Origin of the sequence: Micromonospora sp. NBC_01412, assembly GCF_045040215.1 — a bacterium.
GTDB lineage: Bacteria > Actinomycetota > Actinomycetes > Mycobacteriales > Micromonosporaceae > Micromonospora > Micromonospora rubida.
Map to the genome: position 1 here is coordinate 5,289,176 of NZ_CP109528.1, position 21,920 is coordinate 5,311,095.

General features: G+C 74.5%; 1 protein-coding gene (cut by a window edge). It reads left to right on the forward strand.

Annotated features, from left to right (window positions below; all coding sequences use genetic code 11):
* The first annotated feature begins 23 nt into the window (after positions 1-23).
* A protein-coding gene (locus tag OG617_RS23855; RefSeq protein ID WP_405095205.1) for a type I polyketide synthase crosses the window boundary here: on the forward strand, positions 24-21,920 show its 5' portion. Its footprint extends 8,067 nt past the window's final position; the window shows 21,897 of its 29,964 coding nt (coding positions 1-21,897); its start codon is at positions 24-26; its stop codon lies off the right edge, out of view.

The following is a 21,920-nucleotide window of genomic DNA, read 5'->3' on the forward strand; positions in this document are numbered from 1 at the left end:
TTGTCCCCAGTACGGAGCTTGTGATGTCTACGTCCGCAGACAAGGTCGTCGAGGCGCTCCGCGCCTCGCTCAAGGAGACGGGCCGCCTCCGTCAGCTCAACCAGCAGCTCACCGCCGCTGCGCGCGAACCGATCGCGATCGTGGCCATGTCCTGCCGCTACCCCGGGGGCGTCTCCACCCCGGAGCAGCTGTGGGACCTGGTCGCGTCGGGCGGTGACGCCGTCGGCGGCTTCCCCACCGACCGGGGCTGGGACCTGGACAACCTGTACGACGCCGACGCCGACCGGGCGGGCCGCTCCACCACCCGCGAGGGCGGCTTCCTCTACGACGCGGCCGAGTTCGACGCCGGCTTCTTCGGCATCTCGCCCCGCGAGGCGGTCGCCATGGACCCCCAGCAGCGGCTGCTGCTGGAGACGTCGTGGGAGGCGTTCGAGTACGCGGGGATCGCGCCCGCGTCCATGCGCGGACAGAAGGTCGGCGTCTTCGTCGGCACCGCCGCCAACGGGTACGGGATGGGCCCGCAGACCGAGATGGAGGGCACCGACGAGGGCTACCTGCTGACCGGCACGGCCACGAGTGTCGTCTCCGGCCGGATCGCGTACGCCCTCGGGCTGGAGGGGCCGGCGGTGACCGTCGACACCGCCTGCTCGTCGTCGCTGGTGGCCCTGCACCTCGCCGCCCAGGCCCTGCGCCAGGGCGACTTCGACCTCGCCCTGGCCGGCGGCGTGTGCGTCATGGCCACCCCCAGCCCGTTCGTCGGCTTCTCCCGGCAGCGCGGCCTGGCCCCGGACGGCCGGTGCAAGTCCTTCGCCGCCGCCGCCGACGGCACCGGCTGGGCGGAGGGCGTCGGTCTCCTGCTGGTGGAGCGGCTGTCGGACGCCCAGCGCAAGGGGCACCGCGTGCTGGCCGTCATCCGGGGCAGCGCGGTCAACCAGGACGGCGCGTCGAACGGGCTCACCGCCCCGAACGGCCCCGCCCAGCAGCGGGTGATCCGGCAGGCCCTGGCCAACGCCCGGCTCACCACCGCCGACGTGGACGCCGTCGAGGCGCACGGCACCGGCACCGTCCTCGGCGACCCGATCGAGGCCCAGGCCGTGCTGGCCACGTACGGGCAGGACCGGCCCGCCGACCGGCCGCTGCTGCTCGGCTCGATCAAGTCGAACTTCGGGCACAGCCAGTCGGCCGCGGGCGTCGCCGGGATCATCAAGATGGTGATGGCGATGCGGCACGGTGTCGTCCCGTCGACCCTGCACGTGGACTCCCCGACGCCGAAGGTCGACTGGTCGTCGGGCGCCGTGTCGCTGGTGACCGAGGCGCGGCCCTGGCCGGCGACCGGGCGGCCCCGGCGGGCCGCCGTCTCGTCCTTCGGCATCTCCGGGACCAACGCCCACACCATCATCGAGGAACCCCCCGCCCCGGACGCCGACGTCGACGCCGCGCCCGAACCGGCGGTCACCCTCCCGGTGGTGCCGGTGCTGCTGTCCGCCCGCTCCGACGCCGCGCTCGCCGGCCAGGCCGGCCGCTGGGCCAGGTGGCTGGCTGCCGACGAGGACCTGCGTCCCCTGGACGTCGGCTGGTCGTCGGCGGTGTCGCGGTCGGCACTGGACAGCCGGGCCGTGCTGGCCGCGACCGACCGGGACGAGCTGCTGGCCGGGCTGCGTGCCCTGGCCGCGGGCGGGTCGTCGGGTGCGGTGGTGGCGGGTCGGGCGGCGGACCGGGGTCCGTTGGCGGTGCTGTTCTCGGGTCAGGGCGCGCAGCGCGCCGGGATGGGCCGCGAGTTGTACGGGGAGTTCCCCGTCTTCGCCGCCGCGCTGGACGAGGTGTGCCGGCACCTGGACGGGCTGCTGCCGCAGCCGTTGAGGCCGGTGCTGTTCGCGGCGGAGGGCACCGCCGAGGCGGGCCTGCTGGATCAGACCGTGTTCACCCAGGCCGGCCTGTTCGCGGTCGAGGTGGCGCTGTTCCGTCTCGTCGAGTCGTTCGGTGTGGTGCCGGGCTTCGTGGGTGGGCACTCGATCGGTGAGATCACGGCCGCGCACGTGGCCGGTGTGCTGTCGCTGGCGGACGCGGGTGCCCTGGTGGCGGCTCGGGGCCGGTTGATGCAGGCGTTGCCGACCGGTGGCGGAATGCTGGCGGTGGGCGCGTCCGAGGCGGACGTGCTGCCCAGCCTGGACGGTCTCGCCGACCGGGTCGGGATCGCCGCCGTGAACGGCCCGTCGTCCGTGGTGGTGTCCGGGGCGGTGGACGCCCTCGACGAGATCGAGCGGACCTGGCGGGACCGGGGCGTCCGGACCCGCCGGCTGACGGTGAGTCACGCGTTCCACAGCCCGCTGATGGAGCCGATGCTCGACGACTTCCGCGCCGTGCTCGCGGGGCTCACGTTCACCGCGCCCCGGTTGCCGGTGGTGTCGAACCTGACCGGTGCGATCGCCGACGACGAGATCCGCACCCCGGGGTACTGGGTGCGGCACGTCCGGGAGGCCGTGCGGTTCGCCGACGGGATCACCGCCCTCCGCGCCGCCGGGGTCGACACGTTCCTGGAGATCGGGCCCCGCAGCGTCCTCACCGCGATGACCCAGGACGTCCTCGGCCCGCAGCCGGTCGACCCGGCCGCCGACGACGCGACCCCGGTCGTCGCGGTGCCCGCGCTGCGGGCCGACCGCCCCGAGCCCCGGGCGCTGCTCGCCGCCCTCGCCGAACTGCACGTCAACGGCGCGGCCGTCGACTGGCCCCGTATGTTCGCGGACACCGGCGCGACCACGGTCGGACTGCCCACGTACGCGTTCCAGCGGCAGCGCTACTGGCCGGAGCAGCTTCCGGCGTCCGGCACCGGCCCGGTCAGCCCCGACGTCATCGACGTCGAGTTCTGGTCCGCCGTGGAACGCTCCGACGTGGCGGCACTGGCCGCGCAGCTCGGCGACGACGGCGCGGACGTCCTCGCCCCGGCGCTGCCGGTCCTGTCGTCCTGGCGCCGGGCGCGGCTGCGCGACGCCGTCGTCGACGGCTGGTCGTACCGGGTGGTGTGGAAGCGCGCGGCGACGCCCGCCGCCGCCGCGCCGATCGGCGACTGGCTGCTGCTCGAACCGGCCGGCGACCCGGCAGTGGCGCAGTGGGCCGACGCGCTGACGGCGGCGCTCGGCGCCGCCGGCGGGACGGTCCACCGCCTGCCGGTGGACCCGCTGACCGCCCGGGACGAGCTGGCGGCCCGGCTGGCCGAGCTGCCGGCGGACCGCCGGTTCGCGGCGGCGGTCTCCCTGCTCGGCCTGCTGGACCGGCCGCACCCCGGCCACCCGGCGGTGTCGACCGGCACCGCCGCGACGGCGACCCTGACGCAGGCCCTGCACGACGCCGACGTCGCGCTGCCGGTGTGGACCCTCACCCGGGGCGCGGTCGGCACCGGCGACGCCGACGGCGTCCGCAGCGTCGCCCAGGGCGGCCTGTGGGGCCTGGCCCGGGTCGCCGGGCTGGAGCACCCCCAGCTCTGGGGCGGCCTGGCCGACCTGCCGGAGCGGCCCGACGCGGCCGGCTGGGACCGGCTCGTGGGCGTGCTGGCCGGGGCCGGCGACGAGGACCAGATCGCCGTACGCCCCTCCGGCGTCTTCGTGCGCCGGCTGGTCCGCGCCGACCCCGCCGGCGTGGGAACCGTCGAACGCTGGCAGCCGTCCGGGACGGTGCTGATCACCGGCGGCACCGGGGCGCTCGGCGCCCACGTGGCCCGCTGGGTGGCGGCCAACGGCGCCGCGCACGTCGTGCTGACCAGCCGCCGTGGCGAGCGGGCGCCGGGCGCGGCGGAACTGCGGGACGAACTGGCCGGGCTCGGCGCGCGGGTGTCGCTGGTCGCCTGCGACGCGGCCGACCGGGCGCAGGTCGAGGCGGTGTTGCGCGACATCGACGCGGACGACGCCCCGCTGACGGCGGTCGTGCACGCCGCCGGCGTGGGCCAGCTCGCCAGGCTGGTGGACACCGACCTGGCCGCGCTCGCCGCCGTCCTCGACGGCAAGATCGCCGGCGCGGTCCACCTGGACGAGCTGCTGGGCGACCGGCCGCTGGACGCGTTCGTGCTGTTCTCCTCGATCGCCGGGATCTGGGGCAGCGGCGGCCAGGCCGCCTACGCCGCCGGCAACGCCTTCCTGGACGCGCTCGCGGAGCGGCGCCGCGCCCATGGTCTCGCCGCCACGGCGGTCGCCTGGGGCCCCTGGGCCGACGGCGGCATGGCCAGCGGGGAGGGCCAGGAACTGCTGGCCCGGCGCGGCCTCACCGCGATGTCCCCGGCCCAGGCCGTGTACGCCCTGCGCAGCGCCGTCGGCCGGTCCACGCCGTCGCTGACCGTGGCGGACGTCGACTGGTCCCTGTTCACCCCGGCGTTCGCCGCCGCGCGGCCCCGGCCCCTGCTCGACGACATCGCCGAGGCCCGGGACGCCCTGCGGACCACCGACGAGGAGCCGAACGACGGGGCCGGCGGCGGCCTGCGGCAGCAACTGCTCACCCTGCCCCGCGCCGAGCAGGACCGGCACCTCACCGACCTGGTCCGCACGGTCGCCGCCACCGTTCTCGGCCACACCGGCCCCGAGCTGGTCAAGGCGAACCGGGCGTTCAAGGAGCTGGGCTTCGACTCGCTGACCGCGGTGGAGCTGCGCAACCGGCTTGGCGCCGCCACCGGCCTCTCCCTGCCCACCACCCTCGTCTTCGACTACCCGAACCCGGCCGCCCTCGCCGACCACCTGTCGTCCGTGCTGCGCCTGCACGAGGTCGACACCGTGACCACCTGGGGCCCCGCCGGGCCGGTCGACGACGACCCGATCGTCATCGTGGGCATGAGCTGCCGGTATCCCGGCGGCGTGGCCAGCCCCGGCGAGTTGTGGGACCTCGTCGCCACCGGCCGCGACGGCATCAGCGGCTTCCCCGAGGACCGCAACTGGGACATCGCCCGGCTGCTGGCAGTCGACGCCGAGGGGCGGCCGGTGTCGCACACCCGCGAGGGTGGCTTCGTCCCCGGCGCCACCGGCTTCGACCCGGGCTTCTTCGGCATCTCGCCGCGCGAGGCCCTGGCCATGGACCCGCAGCAGCGGCTGCTGCTGGAGGCGTCCTGGGAGGCCCTGGAGCAGGCGGGCGTCGACCCGGACCGGCTGCGTGGCAGCCGCACCGGCGTCTTCGTCGGCGCCTCCCCGTCGGGCTACGGCACCACCGACACCCCGGAGGAGCTGGCCGGCTACCAGCTCACCGGGGGCGCGCACAGCGTCATCTCCGGCCGGGTCTCCTACACCCTCGGGCTGGAGGGCCCTGCGGTCACCATCGACACCGCCTGCTCGTCGTCGCTCGTGGCGGTGCACCTCGCCGCCCAGGCGCTGCGCGGCGGCGAGTGCGACCTGGCCCTGGCCGGCGGCGTGACCGTCATGGTCACCCCCGGCGCGTTCGTGGAGTTCTCCCGGCAGGGCGGCCTCGCCCCCGACGGGCGGTGCAAGTCCTTCGCCGCGTCCGCCGACGGCACCGGCTGGTCCGAGGGCGTCGGCGTGCTGCTGGTCCAGCGCCTGTCCGACGCGCGGCGGCAGGGCCGGCAGGTGCTCGCCGTGCTCGCCGGCAGCGCTGTGAACCAGGACGGCGCGTCCAACGGCCTCACCGCGCCGAACGGCCCCGCACAGCAGCGGGTCATCCGGGCCGCCCTGGCCAACGCCCGGCTCACCGTCGCCGACGTGGACGCCGTCGAGGCGCACGGGACCGGCACCGTGCTGGGCGACCCGATCGAGGCGCAGGCGCTGCTGGCCACGTACGGGCAGGACCGGCCGGCGGACCGGCCGCTGTTCCTCGGGTCGATCAAGTCGAACATCGGGCACTCCCAGGCCGCCGCCGGGGTCGCCGGCATCATCAAGATGATCATGGCGATGCGGCACGGGCTGCTCCCGTCGACCCTGCACCTCGACGAGCCCACCCCCCACGTGGACTGGTCGGCCGGCGCCGTCTCGCTGCTGACCGAGGCGCGCCCTTGGCCCGAGGTGGACCGCCCCCGCCGGGCCGCCGTGTCCTCGTTCGGCATCAGCGGCACCAACGTCCACCTGATCCTCGAACAGCCCCCCGCCCCGCCCGCCGGGGACGAGGCGGACGCCGAGGAGCCGACCCCCACCGCCGCGCGGTCGCTGGCCCCGGTGCTCCTGTCCGCCCGCGACGGCGCCGCGCTGGCAGCCCAGGCGGACCGCTGGGCGGCCTGGCTCACGGCCGACGAGGACCTCCGCCCGCTCGACGTGGCCCTCTCCTCGGTGGTGTCCCGCGCGACGCTGGACGAGCGCGCGGTCATCGCCGCGACCGACCGGGACGACCTGCTCGCGGCGTTGACCGCTCTCGCCGCCGGGGACCCCTCCGGCGTGGTCGTCACCGGCGCCGCCGGCCAGCGGGGCCAGCTCGCGCTGCTGTTCTCCGGTCAGGGCGCGCAGCGCGCCGGGATGGGCCGGCACCTGTACGCCGAATTCCCCGTCTTCGCCGCCGCGTTGGACGAGGTGTGCGGGCACCTGGACCCGTTGTTGCCCCGGCCGCTTCGTGAGGTGCTGTTTGCCGCTGAGGGTTCGGCGGAGGCGGATCTCCTCGGTCAGACCGTGTTCACGCAGGCGGGTCTGTTCGCGGTCGAGGTGGCGTTGTTCCGTTTGGTGGAGTCGTTCGGTGTGGTGCCGGACTTCGTGGCCGGTCATTCGGTTGGTGAGATCACGGCCGCGTACGTGGCGGGGGTGTTGTCCCTGGCGGACGCGTGCGCTCTCGTCGCCGCCCGTGGCCGGTTGATGCAGGCGCTGCCGGCCGGCGGCGGGATGCTGGCCGTCGCCGCGTCGGAGGCGGACGTGCAGTCCAGCCTGGACGGGTTCGCCGACCGGGTGGGGATCGCGGCAGTGAACGGCCCGTCGGCCGTGGTGGTCTCGGGTGCGGTGGACGCCCTCGACGAGGTCGAGCAGGCGTGGCGGGGCCGGGGTGTGCGGACGCGTCGGTTGGCGGTGAGTCATGCGTTCCACAGTCCGTTGATGGAGCCGATGCTGGCCGAGTTCCGTGCCGTGTTGGCGGGGTTGACGTTCGCCGCGCCGTTGCTGCCGGTGGTGTCGAACCTGACCGGTGCGTTGGCTGACGGCGATGAGCTGTGTACCCCGGAGTACTGGGTGCGGCACGTCCGGGAGGCGGTTCGGTTCGCCGACGGGGTCACGGCCCTGCGGGCGGCTGGGGTGGACACGTTCCTGGAGGTCGGCCCGCAGAGCGTGCTGACCGCGATGGCCGCCGACGTCCTGCCGGCCGGCGACGGTGTGCTCGCTGTCGCCGCCCAGCGTCGGGACCGGCCCGAAACCCATGCCCTGCTCGCGGCCCTGGCCGAGCTGCACGTGCACGGCGTCCCGGTGACGTGGACCCAGTGGTTCGCCGACACCGGCGCGACCCGGGTCGAGCTGCCCACGTACGCGTTCCAGCACCAGCGGTACTGGCTGTCGCCCGTCGGGCAGGCGGCCGACGTGTCCGGCGCCGGCCTCGGCGTGGCCCGCCACCCGCTGCTCGGCGCGACGGTGTCGGTGGCCGGCGAGGACATGGTGGTGCTGACCGGCCGGCTGTCGCTGTCGTCCCACCCGTGGCTGGGCGACCACGTCGTCTCCGGCGCCGTGGTGGTGCCGGGCACCGCCCTGCTCGACCTCGTCGTCCGGGCCGGCGACGAGGTGGGCGCGTCCCGCGTCCGCGACCTCACCGTGCTCGCCCCGCTGGTGCTGCCCGCCGGCGGCGGCGGAATGCGGGTGCAGGTCCGGGTCGGCCCGGCCGACGCGACGGGCGCCCGGCCGGTCACCGTGCACTCCCAGTCCGAGGAGGACCCGGAGGCCGGCTGGACCCGGCACGCCGACGGCGTCGTCGGCCTCCCCACCACCGAGGAGCCCACCGTCGGCGCCTGGCCCCCGGCCGGCGCGGCCGAGGTGGACCTCACCGGCTGGTACGCGGCCGTCGCCGGGCACGGGCTCGCCTACGGGCCGGTCTTCCAGGGCCTGCGGCGCGCGTGGACCGCCGACGGCACGGTGTACGCCGAGGTGGCCCTCCCCGACACGGTGGTCGGGGACCCGGCCGGATTCGGCGTGCACCCGGCGCTGCTGGACGCCGCGTTGCACCCCGTCGGGCTGCTGCCCGCCGAGGCTGCGGGCGACGGCCCCCGGGTGCCGTTCTCCTTCGAGGGGGTGCAGGTCCACACGATCGGCGCGCGGACCCTCCGGGTGCGCCTGACCGCGAGCGGGTCCTCGGTGCGGCTGGTCGCCGTCGACGAGGCCGGCACGCCGGTGGTGTCGGTGGACTCCCTGACGCTGCGGGAGATGACCACGGCGGGCACGCCGAACCAGGCGAACCGCTCGCTGTTCGAGGTGTCGTGGCAGCCCGAGCAGGTCGCCCCGGCCGATGCCGGGTACGGCTGGGCGGTGCTCGGCGGCGACGCCACCGACGGCGCGGCGCTGACGTCGGCGTACCCGGACGTGGCGGCGGTGGTCGGGGCGGTGACGGGCGCGACGGCCCCCGCCCCGGCGGCGCTGCTGCTGCCCGTGCACACGGCGACCGACGCCGACGTGCCCGACGCCGACGTGCCCGAGGCGGTACGCGCCGCGACCGCCGCCGTGCTGCGCGAGGCGCAGGGCTGGCTGGTCGCCGACGCCCTCGCGGACTGCCGCCTGGTCGTCGTGACCCGTGGGGCGGTCGCCGCCCACCCCGACGACCGGGTCACCGACGTGGCGGGGGCGGCCGTCTGGGGCCTGCTGCGGTCCGCGCAGTCGGAGCACCCCGGCCGGATCGTGCTGGCCGACCTCGAACCCGACGCCGACCTCGGCCCGGAGCTGCTGGCCCTGCTGGCCGGGTTCGCCGCCGACCCGGGCGCGGGCGGGCAGCTCGCGGTGCGCGCCGGCACGGCGTACGTCCCGCGGCTGGCCCGCGCGGCCGGCGGCGCGCAGGCCGCGCCGGTGGTCGGCGCGGGCACCGTCCTGGTGACCGGCGGAACCGGCTCGCTGGGCGCCCTGGTGGCCGAGCACCTCGTCACGGCGTACGGGGTGCGGTCGCTGGTGCTGGCCTCCCGCCAGGGCCCGGCGGCCCGGGGCGCGGCCGACCTGGTGGAGCGGCTGACCGGCCTCGGCGCCGCCGTCCAGATCGCCACGGCCGACGTGACCGACCGGACGCAGGTCGACGCGCTGGTCCGCCGGATCACCGCCGACGGGCGGCTGGCCGGCGTGGTGCACACCGCCGGCGTCCTCGACGACGGCGTCGTCACCGGGATCACCGCCGACGGGCTGGCGGACGTGCTGGCGCCCAAGGTCACCGCTGGCTGGTGGCTGCACGAGGCGACGGCGGAGCTGGATCTCGACCTGTTCGTGCTGTTCTCGTCCATCGCCGGCGTGCTTGGTTCCCCCGGCCAGGCCGCGTACGCCGCCGGCAACGCCTTCCTGGACGCCCTCGCCCAGCTCCGCGCCCAGCGTGGCCTGCCGGCGGTGAGCCTCGCTTGGGGCATGTGGGACACCGACGGCATGGCCAGCTCGATCAACGACACCGACCGGGCCCGGGTCAGCCGGGCCGGCCTCACCCCGATGACCGCCCCCGTCGGCCTCGGGCTGTGGGACGCCGCGCTGGCCCACGGCGGCGCCGCGCTGGTGCCGGCCCTGGTCGACCTGCCGGCCATGCGGGCGCAGACCGCCGCCGGCCGGGTGCCGCCGATGCTGCGGACCCTGATCGGCTCGACCGCCGGCCGCAGGCGGCCCGCCGCCGGAGGCTGGGCCGACCGGCTCGCCGGTCTCGACCCGCAGGAGGCGCGCACCCAGGTCGCCCTGCTCGTCCGGGGCCTGATCGCGCAGGTCCTCGGGCACAGCGGCGCCGACCAGGTGCCCGCCGACCGGGCGTTCCGGGAGCTGGGCTTCGACTCGCTGACCGCCGTGGAGCTGCGGAACCGGATCAACACCGCGACCGGGCTGCGGCTGACCTCCACCCTCGTCTTCGACTACCCGACCCCCGGCGCGCTGTCGGACCACCTGTACGAGCAGCTGTCCGGGCAGGTCGCCGAGCAGCGCGACGCCGTGGCGAACGCGAACGTCGACGAGCCGATCGCGATCGTGGGCATGGCGTGCCGGTACCCGGGCGGCGTGACGAGCCCCGAGCAGCTCTGGCAACTGGTCGCCACCGGCGCCGACGGGATCGGGGAGTTCCCGGCCGACCGGGGCTGGGACCTCGACCGGATCTTCCACCCCGACCCGGACAACCCCGGGACGTCGTACACCCGGCACGGCGGGTTCCTGTACGGGGCAGCCGAGTTCGACCCCGCGTTCTTCGGGATCAGCCCGCGCGAGGCGGTCGCGATGGATCCGCAGCAGCGGTTGCTGCTGGAGGCGTCATGGGAGTCGTTCGAGTCCGCCGGGCTGGACCCGGTGCGGTTGCGGGGCAGCCGGACGGGCGTGTTCGCCGGCCTGATGTACCACGACTACGCCTCGCAGGTGCAGGAGCTGCCCGAGGGGGTGGGCGGCTACATCGGCACCGGCACGTCGGGCAGTGTGCTGTCGGGCCGGGTCGCGTACACGTTCGGCCTGGAGGGGCCGGCCGTCACCGTGGACACCGCCTGCTCGTCGTCGCTGGTGGCGTTGCACCTGGCGGTGCAGGCGTTGCGCTCGGGTGAGTGTGATCTGGCTCTTGCCGGTGGTGTGACGGTGATGGCGACGCCGGGGACGTTCATCGAGTTCTCGCGTCAGCGTGGCCTGTCGCAGGACGGGCGGTGCAAGTCGTTCGCCGGGTCGGCCGACGGCACGGGGTGGTCCGAGGGTGTGGGCGTGCTGCTGGTGCAGCGCCTGTCGGACGCCCGCCGGGAGGGCCGGCGGATCCTGGCCGTCGTCAGGGGCACGGCCGTGAACCAGGACGGCGCGTCGAACGGGCTCACCGCGCCGAACGGTCCGTCGCAGCAGCGGGTGATCCGGCAGGCCCTGGCCAACGCCCGCCTGACCACGACCGACGTGGACGCCGTCGAGGCGCACGGCACGGGCACGACGCTGGGCGACCCGATCGAGGCGCAGGCGCTGCTGGCGACGTACGGGCAGGACCGGCCGGCGGGCAGTCCGCTCTGGCTGGGGTCGATCAAGTCGAACATCGGGCACACCCAAGCCGCCGCAGGGGTGGCCGGCGTGATCAAGATGATCATGGCGATGCGGCACGGGACGATGCCGCGCACCCTGCACGTGGACGAGCCGTCGCCGCACATCGACTGGTCGGCGGGCGCGGTCGAGCTGCTCACCGAGGCCCGCGAGTGGCCCGCCCCGGGCCGGCCGCGCCGCGCCGCCGTCTCCTCCTTCGGGGTCAGCGGCACGAACGCCCACGTGATCATCGAGCAGCCGCCCACCGAGACCCGGACGGAACCGGCGGACGACGCCGTACCGCCGCTGGTGCCGGTGCTGCTCTCGGCCCGGACCGAGGCAGCCGTGGCGGCCCAGGCCGACCGCTGGGCCCACTGGCTCGCCGCCGGCGAGCCCCCGCGCCCGGCGGACGTCGCCTGGTCCTCGCTGGTCAGCCGGTCCACGCTGGAACACCGCGCGGTGGTCACGGCCGCCGACCGGGACGAGCTGCTGGCCGGGCTGCGCGCCCTCGCCGCCGGCTCGCCGACCGGTGCGGTCGTCACCGGTACGGGTGCGGCGCGCGGCCCCCTCGCCGTGCTCTTCTCCGGCCAGGGCGCGCAGCGCGCCGGGATGGGCCGGGAGTTGGCGGAGGCGTTCCCCGTGTTCGCCGCCGCGCTGGACGAGGTGTGCGGGCACCTGGACCCGCTGTTGCCGCGTCCGCTTCGTGAGGTGCTGAATGCCGCCGAGGGTTCGGCGGAGGCGGATCTCCTCGATCAGACCGTGTTCACCCAGGCGGGTCTGTTCGCTGTCGAGGTGGCGTTGTTCCGCCTCGTCGAGTCGTTCGGTGTGGTGCCGGACTTCGTGGCTGGTCACTCGGTTGGTGAGATTACGGCCGCGTACGTGGCGGGGGTGTTGTCCCTGGCGGACGCGTGTGCTCTCGTCGCCGCCCGTGGCCGGCTGATGCAGGCGCTGCCGGCCGGCGGCGGGATGCTCGCCGTCAACGCGTCGGAGGCCGAGGTTCTGCCGACGCTGGACGGGCTGACCGACCGGGTCGGTGTCGCGGCCGTGAACGGCCCGTCCGCCGTCGTCGTGTCCGGGGCGGTCGACGCCCTCGACGAGCTGGAGCAGGTCTGGACGGGCCGAGGCGTACGCACCCGCCGGCTCGCGGTCAGCCACGCGTTCCACAGCCCGCTGATGGAGCCGATGCTCGACGACTTCCGGGCGGTCCTGGAGGCGCTGACGTTCCGCGCGCCGCTGCTGCCGGTGGTGTCGAACCTGACCGGGACGGTCGTCGACCCGCAGGAGATCACCCGCCCCGACTACTGGGTGCGGCACGTCCGCGCAACCGTCCGGTACGCCGACGGGATCACCGCCCTGCGCGACGCCGGGGTGGACACGTTCCTGGAGGTCGGCCCGCAGAGCGTGCTGACCGCCATGAACGCCGAACTGCTGGCCGAGGGAACGCTGACGCTCGCAACCCAGCGGCGGGACCGTCCCGCCCCGCAGGCGCTGCTGCACGCGCTGGCGGAGCTGCACGTCCACGGCGTGCCGGTGACCTGGCAGCAGTGGTACGCCGGGGCCCGCCCGACGCTGGTCGACCTGCCCACGTACGCCTTCCAGCACGAGCGGTACTGGCTCGGCGCCGGGCGCCCGCGCGTCGGGGACGTCTCCGGCGCCGGGCTGGGCGTCGCCGACCACCCGCTCCTGGGCGCCGCGGTCACCGTGGCCGGCGAGGACGTGGTGGTGCTGACTGGTCGGCTGTCGGTGTCGACGCACGCCTGGCTGGCCGATCATGTGGTTGGTGGTGTGGTGGTGGTGCCGGGGACGGCGTTGGTGGAGTTGGCGGTGCGGGCCGGTGATGAGGTGGGTGCGTCGCGGGTGCGGGAGTTGACCGTGGCGGCGCCGTTGGTGTTGCCCGCGTCGGGTGGGGTGCGGGTGCAGGTGCGCGTCGGCGCGGCCGACGCCTCCGGCTCCCGGGCCGTGACGGTGCACTCCCAGACCGAGGGCGACCCGGAGGCGGAGTGGGTCCGGCACGCCGAGGGCGTGCTCGAAGCGCCCGGCGCGGCGGAGCCGGGCATCGGCGCGTGGCCGCCGGCCGGCGCCGACGAGGTGGACCTGACCGACTGGTACGACGTGCTCGCCACGCACGGCCTGGTGTACGGGCCGGTGTTCCAGGGGTTGCGGCGGGCGTGGGCTTCCGGTGGTGAGGTGTTCGCCGAGGTGGCGTTGCCGGACGAGGTGGTGGGGGAGGCAGCGGCGTTCGGGGTGCATCCGGCGCTGTTGGACGCGGCCCTGCACCCGGTCGGGTTGCTGTTGGCGGGTGAGGCCGGTGGTCCTCGGGTGCCGTTCGCGTTCGAGGGTGTGCAGGTGCACGCCTCGGGGGCGTCGGTGCTGCGGGTGCGGCTGACCCGTGAGGGCTCCGGGGTGCGGTTGGTCGCGGTGGACTCCTCGGGTGCGGCTGTGGTGTCGATGGACTCGCTGGTGCTGCGGGAGATGACCGGGGTGGTTGCCCCGGGTGCGGCGGCGCGGTCGTTGTTCGAGGTGACGTGGCAGGCGGAGGAGGCTGTCTCCGTCGGCGACGCGACTGGATGGGCGCTGCTGGCGGGGCAGCTCCGCAGTGTCGGCGACGGGGGTGTCGCCGGGCTGGCCGGAGAGTTGGCGGCCCGGGGCGGGCTGGCGTCGTACCCGGATGTGGCTGCGGTGGTGGCTGCGGTCGAGACGGGTGCGGTGGCACCGCCCGCGCTGGTGCTGCCGGTGTCCGCCGTCCCCGGCACGGCGGTCCCGGACGCGGTACGCGAGGTCACGTCCGGCGTGTTGTCGTCCGTGCGGTCGTGGTTGGCGGCGGATGCCCTGGCGGGTTCGCGGCTGGTGGTGGTGACCCGGGGTGCGGTGGTGGCCCGGGACGGTGACGTGGTGACGGACCTGGCGGGTGCGGCGGTGTGGGGTCTGCTGCGGTCGGCGCAGTCGGAGCACCCCGGGCGGATCGTCCTCGCGGATGTCGACGGTGACGTGGACGCGGGCGTGGTGGCCGTCCTGGCGCGGGTCGCCGAGGACGCCGCAGGCGCTCAGGTGGCCGTTCGGGCTGGCCGGGTGTTCGTGCCGCGTCTGGTGCGGGCGTCGTCGTCGGGTTCCTCGCTTGTGGTGGGTGAGGGTTCGGTGCTGGTGACCGGCGGTACGGGCTCGTTGGGCGCCCTTGTCGCGGAGCACCTCGTCCGGGCGCACGGGGTGCGGTCGTTGGTGCTGGTGTCGCGGCGTGGCCCTGACGCTGCGGGCGCGGCCGAGCTGGTGGAGCGGCTGGCAGGTCTGGGTGCTGCCGCCCGGGTGGTGGCGTGTGACGTGACGGACCGGGAGCAGGTGTTCGGGCTGGTCGGTGAGGTCGTCGCGGCCGGTCGGTTGGCGGGTGTGGTGCACACGGCTGGCGTGCTCGACGACGGTGTGGTTTCGGGGATCAGCGCGGAGCGGTTGGCGGGTGTGTTGGCGCCGAAGGTGTCGGCGGGTTGGTGGCTGCACGAGGCCACGGCCGACCTCGACCTCGACCTGTTCGTGTTGTTTTCGTCTGTTGCTGGGGTGTTGGGTTCGCCGGGTCAGGCGGCGTATGCGGCGGGTAATGCGTTCTTGGACGCCCTTGCGGTGTATCGGGGGCAGGTGGGTCTGCCGGCGGTCAGCCTGGCGTGGGGGATGTGGGATACGGCGGGTATGGCGGCGTCGATTGGTGAGGTGGATCGGGTGCGTTCGGCGCGGTCGGGTCTGCCGCCGATGAGTGCCGAGACCGGTCTTGAGCTGTTCGATGCTGGGGTGGTGGCGGGGCGTTCGGTGTTGGTGCCGGCGGTGGTCGATGTGTCGGCGTTGCGGGCTGCGGTGTCGGGTGGTGTGGTGCCGCCGATGTTGCGGGCGTTGGTCGGCCAGACGGTGACGCGCCGCCAGGCGGGACAGGGCGGCGACTGGGCCAGCCAGTTGGCGAGCCTGACCCCCGAGGAGGCCCGTACCCAGATCGACGTGCTGATCCGGGGTCTCTGCGCGCAGGTGCTCGGTCATGGTGGGGCGGAGTCGGTGCCGGCGGACCGGGCGTTCCGGGAGTTGGGCTTCGACTCGTTGACGGCGGTGGACCTGCGGAACCGGTTGAATGCGGTGACGGGGCTGCGGTTGGCCTCGACGCTGGTGTTCGACTACCCCACCCCGGCGGTGCTCGCCGACCACCTCTACGAACTGATCTCCGGTCAGATCACCGCCCGGCGGTCGGCGGTGGTGACCGCGGGCACCGACGAGCCGATCGCGATCGTGGGCATGGCGTGCCGGTACCCGGGCGGGGTGGAGACGCCGGAACAGCTGTGGACCCTGCTGTCCGCCGGAGGCGACGGCATCTCCGAGTTCCCGACCGACCGCGGCTGGGACCTCGACGGCCTCTTCGACCCGGACCCGGACCGCAGCGGCACCTCGTACACCCGGCACGGCGGGTTCCTGCACGGCGCGGCGGACTTCGACCCGGCCTTCTTCGGGATCAGCCCCCGCGAGGCGATCGCCATGGATCCGCAGCAGCGTCTGCTGTTGGAGGCGTCGTGGGAGTCGTTCGAGTCGGCGGGGGTGGACCCGCAGTGGTTGCGGGGCAGCCGGACCGGCGTGTTCGCGGGCGTCATGTACCACGACTACGCCTCCCGGTTGGAGGACCTTCCGCCGGACGCCGAGGGCTACGTCGGGACCGGCACGTCGGGCAGTGTGCTGTCTGGCCGGGTGGCGTACACGTTCGGCCTGGAGGGGCCGGCGGTCACCGTGGACACGGCGTGTTCGTCGTCGCTGGTTGCCCTGCATCTGGCGGCGCAGGCGTTGCGGTCGGGTGAGTGTGATTTGGCGTTGGCCGGTGGTGTGACGGTGATGGCGACGCCGGGGACGTTCATCGAGTTCTCGCGTCAGCGTGGTCTGTCGCAGGACGGCCGGTGCAAGTCGTTCGCCGGGTCGGCCGACGGCACGGGGTGGTCCGAGGGCGTCGGTGTGCTGCTGGTGCAGCGGCTGTCGGACGCGCAGCGTGAGGGGCGGCGGATCCTGGCGGTGGTGCGGGGTACGGCGGTGAACCAGGACGGTGCGTCGAACGGGTTGACGGCGCCGAATGGTCCGTCGCAGCAGCGGGTGATCCGGCAGGCCCTGGCCAACGCCCGGCTCACGCCGGCCGACGTGGACGCTGTCGAGGCGCACGGCACGGGTACGACGTTGGGTGACCCGATCGAGGCGCAGGCCCTGTTGGCGACGTACGGGCAGGACCGGTCCGAGGGTCGGCCGCTGCTCCTTGGGTCGGTGAAGTCGAACATCGGGCACACGCAGGCGGCGGCGGGTGTGGCGGGCATCATTAAGATGATCATGGCGATGCGGCATGGTGTGGTGCCGGCGACGTTGCATGTGGATGAGCCGTCTCCGCACATCGACTGGACGGCGGGTGCGGTCGTCCTGGCTACGGTGGCGATGCCGTGGCCTGTGGTGAATCGGCCGCGTCGGGCGGCGGTGTCGTCGTTCGGGATTTCGGGCACGAATGCGCATGTGATCATCGAGCAGCCTGCGGTGATTGAGGGTGTGGTTGTCGGTCGGGTGGTGCCGTCGGTGGTGCCGGTGGTGTTGTCGGGGCGTACGGATGGTGCGTTGGCGGCGCAGGCGGGCCGGTGGGCGCGCTGGCTGTCGGCCGACGAGGCTGTGCGTCCGGTGGACGTGGCCTGGTCGTCGATCACCACCCGACCCGCCCTGGAACACCGTGCCGTGGTCACGGCCACCGGCCGCGACGACCTGATCACGGCGCTGACCGCTCTCGCCGCCGGGGACCCCTCCGGCGTGGTCGTCACCGGCGCAGCCGACCAGCGCGGTCAGTTGGCCCTGCTCTTCTCCGGTCAGGGCGCGCAGCGTGCCGGGATGGGCCGGGAGTTGGCGGAGGCGTTCCCCGTCTTCGCCGCCGCGTTGGACGAGGTGACTGGGCACCTGGACCCGCTGCTTCCTCGGCCGCTTCGTGAGGTGCTGTTTGCCGCTGAGGGTTCGGCGGAGGCGGGTCTCCTCGGTCAGACCGTGTTTACGCAGGCGGGGCTGTTCGCGGTCGAGGTGGCGTTGTTCCGTTTGGTGGAGTCGTTCGGGATCGTGCCGGACTTCGTGGCCGGTCATTCGGTTGGTGAGATCACGGCCGCGTACGTGGCGGGGGTGTTGTCCCTGGCGGACGCGTGCGCTCTCGTCGCCGCCCGTGGCCGGTTGATGCAGGCGCTGCCGGCCGGCGGCGGGATGCTCGCCGTCGCTGCGGACGAGGCTGCGGTGGCCGAGTCGATCGCCGGTCTGACCGACCGGGTCGGCGTCGCCGCCGTGAACGGCCCGTCCGCCGTCGTCGTGTCCGGTGCGATCGACGCCCTCGACCAGATCGAGAAGGCGTGGCGGGACCGGGGCGTGCGGACCCGCCGGCTCGCGGTCAGTCACGCGTTCCACAGCCCGCTGATGGAGCCGATGCTCGACGAGTTCCGTGCCGTGCTGGCCGGGTTGACGTTCGCCGCGCCGTTGCTGCCGGTGGTGTCGAACGTGACCGGTGCGTTGGCTGACGGCGATGAGCTGTGTACCCCGGAGTACTGGGTGCGGCATGTGCGGGAGGCGGTTCGGTTCGCCGACGGGGTCACGGCCCTACGCGGCGCCGGGGTGGACACGTTCCTGGAGGTCGGGCCGCAGAGTGTGTTGACCGCGATGGCCGCCGACGTCCTGCCGGCCGGCGACGGTGTGCCGGCCGTCGCCGCCCAGCGCAGGGACCGGCCCGAGGCCCCCGCGCTGCTGGCTGCCCTGGCGGAGCTGCACGTCCACGGCGTGCCGGTGACCTGGACCCAGTGGTTCGCCGACACCGGCGCGACCCGGGTCGACCTGCCCACGTACGCGTTCCAGCGGGAGCGGTACTGGCCGGCGGCCGGCCGCCCGAGGTCCGGTGACGTCTCCCGGGCCGGCCTGGGCGACGCCGAACACCCGATGCTGGGCGCGGCGGTGGACCTGGCCGGCGACGACGAGATGGTGCTGACCGGCCGGCTGTCGCTGGCCACCCACCCGTGGCTGGCGGACCACGCGGTCTCCGGTGTGACGCTCGTCCCTGGTGCAGCCCTCGTCGAACTGGCGGTACGCGCCGGCGACGAGGTCGGCCTCTCCCGGCTGCGGGAGCTGACCGTGGCCGCCCCGCTGATGGTCCCCGCCTCCGGCAACGTGCGGATCCAGGTACGGGTCGACGGGTCCGCCGGCTCCCCGGAGCGCACCGTGGCCGTCTACTCGCGCCGCGACGACGACGCCGAGGCGGGCTGGACCCGGCACGCGGACGGCGTGCTCGAGGCCTCCTCCCCGGAGGAGCCGGGCATCGGGGCGTGGCCGCCGGCCGGCGCGTCCGAGGTGGACCTGACCGACTGGTACGCCGCCCTGGCCGGGCACGGCCTGACGTACGGGCCGGTGTTCCAGGGACTGCGACGCGCCTGGACGGCCGACGGAGCGGCGTACGCCGAGGTGGCGTTGCCGGACGACGCGGCGGGCGACGCGGCGCGGTTCGGCGTCCACCCGGCGCTGCTGGATGCCGCCCTGCACCCGATCGGGCTGCTGCTTTCCGGCGCGGCGTCGGACGGCCCTCGGGTGCCGTTCGCGTTCGAGGGCGTGCAGGTGCATGCCTCGGGGGCGCGGGTGCTGCGGGTCCGGCTCACGCCGGTCGGCTCCGGGGTGCGACTGGTCGCGGTGGACGAGTCGGGCGCCGCCGTGGTGTCCGTGGACTCGCTTGTGCTGCGGGAGATGACCGGCCTGACCGCCACGAGCCCCGCCGCCCGTTCGCTGTTCGAGGTGACCTGGCAGGCCGAGGAGACCGTGCCGGCGGGACAGGTCGGCGACTGGGCGCTGGTGACCGGTGACGGTGGGCTGGCCGAGGAGTTGGCGGCCCGGAACGGGCTGGTGGCGTACCCGGATGTGGCTGCGGTGGTGGCGGCGGTCGAGACGGGTGCGGCGGCGCCGGCGGCGCTGGTGCTGCCGGTGTCCGCCACCCCCGGTGCGGCAGTCCCGGACGCGGTGCGGGCGGTGGCGTCCGGCGTGTTGTCGTCTGTGCGGTCGTGGTTGGCGGCGGATGCCCTGGCGGGTTCGAGGCTGGTGGTGGTGACCCGGGGTGCGGTGGCAGCCGGGGACGGTGACGTGGTGACGGATCTGGCGGGTGCGGCGGTGTGGGGTCTGCTGCGGTCGGCGCAGTCGGAGCACCCCGGGCGGATCGTCCTCGCGGACCTGGAAGTCGGCGACGTGGAACCCGAGCTGCTCACCGCGCTCGCCGGTGCCACGGGCGCGGGCGGTCAGGTGGCTCTCCGCGCTGGTCGAGTGTTCGTGCCGCGTCTGGTGCGGGCGTCGTCGTCGGGTTCCTCGCTCGTGGTGGGTGAGGGTTCGGTGCTGGTGACCGGCGGCACCGGCTCGCTGGGCGCGCTGGTGGCGGAGCACCTGGTGGTGCAGCACGGGGTGCGGTCGTTGGTGTTGGTGTCGCGGCGTGGCCCTGACGCTGCGGGTGCGGCCGAGTTGGTGGAGCGGTTGGCGGGGCTGGGTGCTGCCGCCCGGGTGGTGGCGTGTGATGTGACGGACCGGGAGCAGGTGTTCGGGCTGGTCGGTGAGGTCGTCGCGGCGGGCCGGTTGGCGGGTGTGGTGCACACGGCGGGCGTGTTGGACGACGGTGTCGTGGAGGGGCTGTCGGCGGAGCGGTTGGCGGGTGTGTTGGCGCCGAAGGTGTCGGCGGGTTGGTGGCTGCACGAGGCGACGGCGGGTCTGGATCTGGATCTGTTCGTGGTGTTCTCGTCGGTGGCGGGGGTGTTGGGTTCGCCGGGTCAGGCGGCGTATGCGGCGGGGAATGCGTTCCTGGATGCCCTTGCGGTGTATCGGGGGCAGGTGGGTCTGCCGGCGGTGTCGTTGGCGTGGGGGATGTGGGATACGGCGGGTATGGCGGCGTCGATCGGTGAGGTGGAGCGGGTGCGTTCGGCGCGGTCGGGGCTGCCGCCGATGAGCGTCGAGACTGGTCTTGAGCTGTTCGACGCGGCGATGGCCGCGGACCGGCCGACCCTGGTGCCGGTGGTGGTCGACGTGTCGGCGTTGCGGGCTGCTGCCACCGGTGGTGTGGTGCCGCCGATGCTGCGGGCGCTGGTCGGCACGTCCACGACGCGCCGCCAGGCGGGACAGGGCGGAGACGGTTGGGCCGGACGGCTCGCCGGGCTGACCGAGGACGAGGGCCGGGCACAGGTCGCCCTGCTCGTCCGGGGCTTGGTTGCCCAGGTGCTCGGTCATGGTGGGGCGGAGTCGGTGCCGGCGGACCGGGCGTTCCGGGAGTTGGGCTTCGACTCGTTGACGGCGGTGGACCTGCGGAACCGGTTGAACGCGGCGACGGGGCTGCGGTTGGCCTCGACGCTGGTGTTCGACTACCCCACCCCGGCCGTGCTCGCCGACCACCTCTACGAACTGATCTCCGGTCAGATCACCGCCCGGCAGTCGGCGGTGGTGACCGCGGGCACCGACGAGCCGATCGCGATCGTGGGCATGGCCTGCCGGTACCCGGGCGGGGTCGACAGCCCCGACCAACTGTGGGAGCTGCTGGCCGGCGGCGGGGACGGCATCTCGGAGTTCCCGGCGGATCGGGGTTGGGACCTGGAATCGTTGTTCGATTCGGATCCGAACAGCAGCGGCACCTCGTACACGCGGCACGGTGGGTTCCTGTACGGGGCGGCCGACTTCGATCCGGCCTTCTTCGGGATTTCGCCGCGTGAGGCTCTGGCGATGGATCCGCAGCAGCGTCTGCTGTTGGAGGCGTCGTGGGAGACATTCGAGTCGGCGGGGGTGGACCCGCAGTGGTTGCGGGGCAGCCGGACGGGTGTGTTCGCGGGCGTCATGTATCACGACTACGCGTCGCGGCTGATGGACGTCCCGGGCGAGGTCGAGGGTTACGTCGGCACCGGCACGTCGGGCAGTGTGCTGTCCGGCCGGGTGGCGTACACGTTCGGACTTGAGGGACCGGCGGTCACCGTGGACACGGCCTGCTCATCCTCGCTGGTGGCGTTGCACTTCGCGGCGCAGGCGTTGCGGTCGGGTGAGTGTGATTTGGCGTTGGCCGGTGGTGTGACGGTGATGGCGACGCCGGGGACGTTCATCGAGTTCTCGCGTCAGCGTGGCCTGTCGCAGGACGGCCGGTGCAAGTCGTTCGCTGCGGCCGCCGACGGCACGGGCTGGTCCGAGGGCGTGGGTGTCCTCCTCGTGCAGCGGCTCTCCGACGCGCAGCGCGAGGGGCGGAACATCCTGGCGGTGGTGCGGGGTACGGCGGTGAACCAGGACGGTGCGTCGAACGGTCTTACCGCGCCGAATGGTCCGTCGCAGCAGCGGGTGATCCGGCAGGCGCTGGCCAACGCCCGCCTGACCACGGCCGACGTGGACGCCGTCGAGGCGCACGGCACGGGTACGACGCTGGGTGACCCGATCGAGGCGCAGGCCCTGCTCGCGACGTACGGGCAGGACCGTCAGGCGGACCGGCCGCTGCTCCTTGGGTCGGTCAAGTCGAACATCGGTCATACGCAGGCGGCGGCTGGTGTGGCGGGCATCATCAAGATGATCATGGCGATGCGGCATGGTGTGGTGCCGGCGACCCTGCACGTGGATGAGCCGTCCCCGCACATCGACTGGACGGCGGGTGCGGTCACCCTGGCCACGGAGGCGACGCCGTGGCCGGCCGTGAGCCGGCCGCGTCGGGCTGCCGTCTCCTCGTTCGGGATTTCGGGCACGAATGCGCATGTGATCATCGAGCAGCCTGCGGCTGCGGTGGTTGAGGGTGTGGTTGTCGGTCGGGTGGTGCCGTCGGTGGTGCCGGTGGTGTTGTCGGGGCGTACG